This window comes from Winslowiella iniecta (assembly GCF_001267535.1).
GTDB lineage: Bacteria > Pseudomonadota > Gammaproteobacteria > Enterobacterales > Enterobacteriaceae > Erwinia > Erwinia iniecta.
Window position 1 is genome coordinate 1 of sequence record NZ_JRXE01000015.1, and the last position, 7,067, is coordinate 7,067.

Genomic DNA, 7,067 nt, shown 5'->3' on the forward strand with positions numbered 1-7,067 from the left:
ATTTCGCCTCAAATAACTGGCGTTCTCCCGCCTGCATCGGACGACTCATGGCACCCAACTGGGCAGCACCAGCAGCCAGCGCCGTCGGCGCGGTAGACGAACCGGCAGCCTGCACCTGTACGTTAACGCCTGGATACTGACGATTAAAATTCTCGCCCCAAAGCGCCATCAGATTGCCAAGGGTATCGGAACCGACGCTGGTGAGATTGCCCGCCAGCATCCCCTCTTGCGCCTGTACTGCCGTTGACAGCATCAGCGCCGCCGCCAGAATCACTCGTTTCATGCTTTACGCCTGTGAAGGGTTAACGCTTAGCATTCTCCGGTAATTCAGCCGGAACAATCAACCTCGGTGCCAGCGTAAAGGCAAAACAGGTCTCGACATCAGCAACACTGGTGATATCCAGCCGCGAATTATGGTGGCTCAGGGCATGTTTCACGATGGCCAGCCCGAGGCCGCTGCCACCGGTGGCGCGTGAACGTGCCTTATCCACCCGATAGAAGCGCTCAGTAAGACGCGGAATATGCTCTTTGGCAATGCCCGGCCCATTATCTTTCACCGCGAAATGCGCGCCGGATTTATTGCGTAACCAGCTGATATCAATCCGCGTTCCGGCGGGCGTATGGTTAACCGAGTTATACACCAGGTTCGAGAGCGCACTGCGCAGCTGCTCGTCATTGCCAAACACTCGCAGGTGCGGATCGGTATGAAAATGAATCTCATGCCGCCCGTTACTGAGGGTTTCAGCTTCACGCTGCAACAGGCGCAACATCATCGGTACGTCTACTTTCTCCTGCAGATCGATAGCCGGTGCGGCCTCAATGCGCGACAGAGTCAGCAACTGTTTAACCAGGCTGTCCATGCGCCGCGTCTGCTCCTGCATAGTGTGCAACGCCTTACTGCGCGCCGGCCCTTCCAGCACCGCATCGTTCATCATCTCCAGATAGCCCTGCAATACCGTTAACGGCGTGCGCAGTTCATGACTGACATTGGCGAAAAAGTTACGCCGCGCGCCTTCCAGCTGATGCATCTGGGTGACATCACGCGCCACCAGCAGCCACTGCCCTTCGCTGTAAGGCATTACGCGAAACTCTAAATGACGATGATTATTTAATATCAGGGTGAGCGGCCGGGCAAAATCGCGCTGGCGCAGATAGCGGGAAAACTCAGGATAGCGCAGCAGGTTAAGGATATTTTGTCCGTTATCTTCTGGCCAGCGCAGCCCGAGATGCTGTTGTGCCAGGCCGTTACACCAGAAAATATTGCCTTCTTCGGTGGTCAGTACCACCGCATCCGGCAATGATTCTGCGCCACTGCGAAAACGTTTGATCAGGTTGCCCAGCTCGCGCCGTCGCCGACGGTTACGCAGTTGCATCTGATACAGACCGTAGAACAGCGGCTCCCAGCTGGCCTGCCCGGACGGCGGCGTCATGGTCCGGTCGACCCACAGCCAGTGCGACAGCAATAGCAGATTATAAAAATGCCAGCCGAGTACGCCGAGCACTGACAGCAGCAGCCACCACGGCAGATAACCCACCAGCAGGCCCAGTATCAGTGCTGGCACACAGGCCAGCAGCAGTTCCAGTAATAATCTCTTCCAGGAGAGGCGTTCCAGCACGGTTCAGACTCCGATCAAAAACGAGCGGAGAAACGATACCCCGTTCCACGCACCGTTTGCACCATGCGATCGTGACCGGAGACTTCCAGCGCCTTACGCAAACGGCGGATGTGAACATCAACAGTGCGATCTTCCACATAAACATTCGTACCCCAGACGTGGTTCAGCAACTGCTCACGGCTGTAAACCCGTTCCGGATGGGTCATAAAAAAGTGCAGTAATTTATATTCGGTTGGCCCCATTTCCAGCGGGGTATTTTCTGACATGACACGGTGCGACGACGGGTCGAGGCTCAGTCCTTGCATTTCAATCACCTCTTCCACCGCCATCGGCGAAATACGGCGCATCACGGCTTTAATACGTGCCACCAGCTCTTTCGGTGAAAACGGCTTAGTGATGTAGTCATCAGCGCCCACTTCCAGCCCACGCACCCGGTCTTCCTCTTCGCCACGGGCGGTTAACATCATCACCGGAATATCACGCGTCATCGCTTCGCGTTTCAGATGCTTAATAAATTGAATGCCGCTGCCGCCAGGTAACATCCAGTCGAGCAGAATCAGATCGGGCCAAGGTTCGATAAGTAAATTTATCGCACTGTCATAATCTTCCGCTTCTATCGGTTGATAGTCATTTTGCTCAAGAACGAAACACAACATCTCACGGATTGGGGCTTCATCTTCGACTACCAAAATGCGCTTAGCCATTATTGCTCCTGCTGATGTGACTGTCTGTCACTGGGATTCGCGGCGCCATTATGCGTCAGTTTTATGACAGATTTATGAAAAATGCACGGACCAAAATCGCCTTTGTCATACTTTTTTTCAGGCTGATTATGCATTTACTCACCCGCCGTTCAGCTCTCTGTTTATAATCGGCGTCTTACGTTAACGTTAAGCACCCTAAATCATTCGGGAAGTTTTATGCGCATTATCCACACCTCGGACTGGCATCTCGGTCAGTTTTTCTACACCAAAAGCCGGGCGCCAGAGCATCAGGCGTTTCTTGACTGGCTGATACAGGCGGTAGAGCTGCATCAGGTTGATGCAGTGATTGTGGCCGGTGATATCTTTGATACCGGGTCGCCTCCGAGCTATGCGCGTGAATTGTATAACCGTTTTGTCGTGCAACTACAGCAAACCGGCTGCCAGTTGGTGGTGCTCGGTGGTAACCATGATTCGGTGGCCACCCTGAATGAATCACGTGAGCTGCTGGCCTGCCTGAATACCCGGGTGATCGCCGCCGCCAGCGACGAGATTGAGCAGCAAGTGTTACCGCTCAATGACCGTCAGGGCAATCCGGCGGCATTACTGTGCGCGATTCCCTTTTTACGCCCGCGCGATATTCTGCGCAGCCAGGCGGGACAATCCGGTCGTGAGAAACAGCAAAGTCTGCTGGAAGCGATCAGCGAGCATTATCAGCGCTGTTATCAACAAGCGCTGACGCAGCGTGCCGCGCTGGGGCTGGCGATACCGATTATCGCCACCGGCCACCTGACGACGATGGGCGTCACTACCAGTGATTCGGTGCGCGACATCTATATCGGCACCCTCGATGCTTTCCCGGCGCAGGCGTTTCCTCCGGCCGATTATATTGCGCTGGGCCATATTCACCGGGCGCAGCGCGTCGCCAACAGCGAGCATATTCGTTACAGCGGCTCGCCGATACCGCTCAGCTTTGATGAACTGGGCAAAGAGAAAAGCGTATTTCTGGTGGAATTTGCTGGCGACCAGCTTAGCCGCGTCGAGGCGCTGCCGGTTCCGCTGTTTCAGCCGATGTGCATGATTAAAGGCTCGCTGGCGGAAATTGAGCAGCAGCTGGCACAATTCACCGGGGCTGACAGCAACGTCTGGCTCGATATCGAGATTGTCACCGGCGATTACCTCAATGATATTCAGCGCCGCATTCAGGAACTGACCGCTGCGCTGCCGGTGGAAGTGGTGTTACTGCGCCGCAGCCGCGAGCAGCGTGACAAAGTGATTGCGCGCCAGAATAACGAAACCCTGAGTGAACTGAGCGTGGAAGAGGTGTTTGCCCGGCGGCTGGCGCAGGAAGAGGAAGACGAGAACCCCCGCCAGCAGCGCGCGCAGCAGCTGTTTATCACCACCCTGGATACCCTTCGCCATGAGGATCAGCCGTGAAAATTTTGACGCTGCGTTTTAAAAATATCAACTCACTCAAGGGCGAATGGAAAATCGATTTCACCGCTGAGCCGTTCGCCAGCAATGGTCTGTTTGCTATCACCGGGCCGACCGGTGCCGGTAAAACTACCCTGCTCGATGCCATTTGCCTGGCGCTGTATCATCAGACCTCGCGCCTCGGCGGCATTACTCAGTCGCAAAACGATCTGATCACCCGGGATACCGCCGAATGCCTCGCCGAAGTGGAGTTTGAAGTCAAAGGCGAAGCCTGGCGTGCCTTCTGGAGCCAAAACCGTGCGCGTGGCGCAGTGGACGGCAATTTGCAGGCTCCAAGAGTGGAACTGGCGCGCTGTCGCGATAACACCATTGTCGCCGATAAAGTTAACGACAAACTTAAAATGACCGAAAGCCTGACCGGTCTCGATTTTAATCGCTTTACCAAATCGATGATGCTTTCTCAGGGGCAGTTTGCCGCCTTTCTTAATGCTAAAGCCAGTGAACGCGCCGAGCTGCTGGAAGAGCTGACCGGCACCGAAATTTATGGCCGCATCTCGATGGAGGTATTCGAACGGCATAAAACCACCCGCATCGCGCTGGATAATTTGCGCGCGCAGGCGTCCGGCATGGCGCTACTGGATGAAGAGACGCGTCAGACACTGCAACAGCAGCTGGATCAACTGATTGCGCAGGAGCAAGTACTTACCCAGGCACTGAATCAGCAGCAGCTTCAACAGCAGTGGCTGACGCAACGCGACAAGCTGCAACAAGGCTGTCAGCAAGCCGATCGCGTGCTGCAACAAGCCGAAGGTGCATGGCAGCAGGCGCAGCCGCAGCTGGAACGGCTGGCGCAGGCGGAGCCGGCAGAAAAATTACGTCCGCTGTGGCAACAGCGCAACCAGACTCAGCAGGATGTTGCCGATGCCGGGCAACAGCTTATCGCGCTGACGGCGCAGCAACAGCAGGCCAGCAGCGCGCTGCAAAGTCTGAGTGAACAGCAGCAGCAGGCTGAAGCGGAGCTGAAACACCTGTCAGCCCATCGCCAGCAGCAGGAAACGCTGATTAATGATCAGGTAATTCCGCTTGATCATCAGCTGGCTACGCTGCAACAGCAGGCAGAACAGCTGGGCAAAACGCTAAGTGAGTACCAACTTTTACAGCAGCAGAAACAGCAAAGCCAGACGCAAACTGCGCAGGAAATCAATAGCCTGCAACAGCAACGTCAGCAACATCAGCAGTGGCGCGAGCAGTACGCGCAGGTCGCTCAGTGGGGTGAATCGCTGTTGCTCTGGCGGGAACGATTCAGCCAGTTGCAGAAAAGCGAGCAAGTACTGACTTCGCTGCAACAGCGCGAACAGCAACAGCTGCAAGATATTGCACAAAAAAATCAGGCATTTGAACAGCAGGCGAAACAGCTGGCTCCCTTGCAGACGCAATATGATACGGCACACCAGCAGCGGAATCAGGCGGAACAGGCGCTGGCAGCATTACAGCAGCAACAGCCGGAGCAGACGATACGTGATGCGTTGTCCCGCCTGCAACAACAGCGGCCACAACGACAACAGCTGGCACTGCTGTCATCGCAATGGGTTCAGCTTAATCAGCAACAGCAGCGCCAGCACAGCGCTTTGCAACAGCTGGATACGCAACTGCAACAGGATGAGCAGCAGCTTCAGGCGCTGCGCGGCGGATGGAAAGAGAAGCAGCAGCACTATCTCGATCTGAAAACGCGTTGCGAGCTGGAAAAGCAGATCGCCGACCTGGCGCACTATCGCGCGGCGCTGCAACCCGAACAGCCCTGCCCGCTATGCGGCTCCTGCCAGCATCCGGCGATTGCCGACTATCAGTCACTGGAACTGTCGGAAAACCAACAGCGCCGCGACAGGCTGGAAAAAGAGGTACAGCAGCTGGCAGAGCAAGGCAGCGCCAAAGGTGAGCAGGTGCGGCTAAGTAAGCTGCAACGGGAAAAACAGCAGCAGGAGAGCCAGCAAACCGAAAATGAGATCGCCGCTTTACAGATTCAGTGGCAGCAACTGGCTCATCAGCTGGCAACCGATTTTGTCGCGCCGGAAGCGGAAGCCGTTACTCACTGGCTGCAACAGCAGGATCAGCAGGAAAGCCAGCTGCAACAGACGCTGATGCAGTATGAACAGGCAGCGCGCCGGTATCAGCAGGCCAAAGATACTTGCAGTGTCCAGCAACAGGCGCTGCAAAAGCTACAGCAGTCACAGCAGCTGGCGCAACAGCAGCTGAACTATGCGCAACAACAACTGGCTGAACTGCAACAGCAGCAGCAGCGCGACCGTCAGCAGGCAGAGCAACAACGCGCGGCGCTGGCGGCTGAGCTGGCGACATATCAGTTCAGTTTACCTGACGCCGACAGCGTCGACAGCTGGTTACAGGCGCGCCAGCAGCAGTGGCAGCGCTGGCAGCAGAGTGAGCAACAGCTGGCCGAACTGGGGCCAAAACTGGCCGCGCTGGAAAGCCGTCAACAGAGCGTTGCCGGCGAACTGGCTGAGCTGGAACAACGCCTGACCCGTTGCGCAGCCGAGCGCGACACTCTGCATCAACAGCGTCTGGCTTTGCAGCAGCAACGCCAGCAGCTGTTTGGCGATCGCCAGATCGGCGAGGTTCGTCAGCAGCTGCAACAGCAAAGCGCTCAGGCAGAGGCGCACAGTGCAGACATTCAGCAACGGTGGCTGTCCGCACAGAACCAGCTAAATAATCTGACCGGACAGCATAACTCACTAAATAACCAGCTGGCGTCACTACAATCGCGCCTGAAACAGGCGCAGGAACAGCTGAGTCATGCGTTATCAGTCAGTGCTTTCGCTGATGAACAGGCGTTTACCGCCGCACTGCTGGATGAAGAGAGTGCGCAAGCCTTACGCCAACAGCAGCAGCAACTGGAAAGTCAGCGTCAGCAGGCGAGAGTGCTGCAACAACAAGCCAGTAAAGCGCTAAGCGAACATCAGGCGCTGCAACCAGAGAATCTCAGCGATCGGCCGGAAACCCTCGGCGAGCAGATCGACGCCTTACGCTTGCAGGTGCGCGACAATGCCCAGCAACAGGGACAGGCTCGCCAGCAGTTAGAGAGTGATCAGCAGCGGCGTCAGCAACAGCAGAGTTTGTTGCAGCAAATCGCCGACGGCGAGCAGCAGGTGGAAGACTGGGGTTATCTTAATCAGCTGATTGGTTCCAGCACCGGCGATAAATTCCGTAAATTTGCCCAGGGACTGACGCTCGATCATCTGGTGTGGCTGGCGAACAACCAGTTAACCCGCCTGCACGGTCGCTATCTGCTGCAACGGAAATC

General features: G+C 56.1%; 5 protein-coding genes. 2 read left to right on the forward strand and 3 right to left on the reverse strand.

The features are described 5' to 3' along the window. The 3 genes from NG42_RS11685 to phoB all read right to left on the reverse strand — a co-directional run. The coding region (locus NG42_RS11685) for a substrate-binding domain-containing protein (RefSeq protein WP_052899537.1) at positions 1 to 283 on the reverse strand (283 nt) is incomplete at its 3' end. Positions 284 to 302: 19 nt separating this feature from the next. After that, positions 303 to 1,616 (reverse strand): phosphate regulon sensor histidine kinase PhoR, encoded by a 1,314-nt coding sequence (phoR, locus tag NG42_RS11690; protein WP_052899538.1) that lies wholly within the window; start codon positions 1,614 to 1,616, stop codon positions 303 to 305. Positions 1,617 to 1,630: 14 nt separating this feature from the next. Next, the gene (gene phoB / locus NG42_RS11695; RefSeq protein ID WP_052899539.1) at positions 1,631 to 2,320 is read right to left on the reverse strand and encodes a phosphate response regulator transcription factor PhoB; all 690 of its coding nucleotides are present in this window, start codon (positions 2,318 to 2,320) and stop codon (positions 1,631 to 1,633) included. Positions 2,321 to 2,536: 216 nt separating this feature from the next. On the opposite strand from phoB, the gene sbcD reads away from it, so the two are divergent. Continuing rightward, the gene (gene sbcD / locus NG42_RS11700) at positions 2,537 to 3,754 is read left to right on the forward strand and encodes an exonuclease subunit SbcD (RefSeq protein WP_052899540.1); all 1,218 of its coding nucleotides are present in this window, start codon (positions 2,537 to 2,539) and stop codon (positions 3,752 to 3,754) included. Beyond that, positions 3,751 to 7,067 (forward strand): AAA family ATPase (locus NG42_RS11705; protein ID WP_241488350.1); only part of this gene is annotated, 3,317 nt, incomplete at its 3' end. The genes sbcD and NG42_RS11705, both read left to right, overlap by 4 nt.

Excerpts from the sequence above, each read along its gene's own strand:
- phoB (WP_052899539.1), bottom strand. The coding sequence starts at position 2,320 with ATGGCTAAGCGCATTTTGGTAGTCGAAGATGAAGCCCCAATCCGTGAG.
- sbcD (WP_052899540.1), top strand. The coding sequence starts at position 2,537 with ATGCGCATTATCCACACCTCGGACTGGCATCTCGGTCAGTTTTTCTAC.